Source organism: Oleiphilus sp. HI0061 (assembly GCF_001635675.1).
In genome coordinates, this window is record NZ_LWFE01000647.1 from 1 (window position 1) to 957 (window position 957).

The following is a 957-nucleotide window of genomic DNA, read 5'->3' on the forward strand; positions in this document are numbered from 1 at the left end:
CAGCGGTACAGGCAGCCAAAGGTGGTAAGAGTGTCGCTCTTATAGAGCGGGATCAATGGTTGGGTGGTGCATGTGTACACAGAGGAACGATCCCCAGCAAGACGCTTCGTGAGAACGCCTTACGTGTTAAAAAGATGCGAGAGAATGCGGCCTTATGTCAGTTTGAATTAGCTGAAGATACCGAGATGTCGACACTGATCGACCGCTTGAATCGGGTATTGAAAGCGCACGACGGTTTTATGGTAAATCAGATTGAACGCAATAATATCGAACGTATTCACGGCCGGGCCAAGTTTGTATCGCCGAATGTTATCGAGGTAACAAAAGTGCGCGGCGAAGCTGAACAAATTGAAGCCAGTAGCTTTGTTATTGCTTCCGGCTCGATCCCTCGTAAGCCAGATAATATCCCTGTCGATCATGAAAATATTTTTGATTCTGACTCAATCCTAACAATGTTGTATTTGCCAAAGAGCCTCACTGTTCTCGGTGGTGGTGTTATCGCTAGTGAATATGCCTCTATCTTCCAGGCGCTTGGCGTTAAGGTAACAATGATTGACCGGTATCCTTTGCCTTTGGGCTTTATGGATGGTGACTTAACCTCCAAGTTTGTCGACTCATTTCAGGAAATGGGTGGCACATGGTTAGGTGAGAAGAACGTTGAAACTGTTGAGTGGGATGGCTTATCTGAAGTCATCACGCGATGCGATGACGGGACTATTGTTAGATCTGCGAAGCTTCTTTGTGCCGCTGGCCGCGTAGCAAATGTGAAGGACCTGCAGATTGCCAATGCTGGTTTGGAGTTAAATGAGTTTGGCAATATATCGGTTGATGATATGTTGCAAACCCAAGTCCCGCATATTTATGCGGCAGGCGATGTCATTGGCCCGCCATCATTGGCCTCGGCGTCAATGGAGCAGGGACGACGAGCGAGTTGTAATGCTTTAGGAATTGAAGTGG

At 47.4% G+C, this 957-nt stretch carries 1 protein-coding gene; it reads left to right on the forward strand.

The genetic code is table 11. From position 1 onward, the window contains the following. The coding region (locus A3735_RS08225; protein WP_068637896.1) for an FAD-dependent oxidoreductase at nt 1–957 on the forward strand (957 nt) is incomplete at both ends.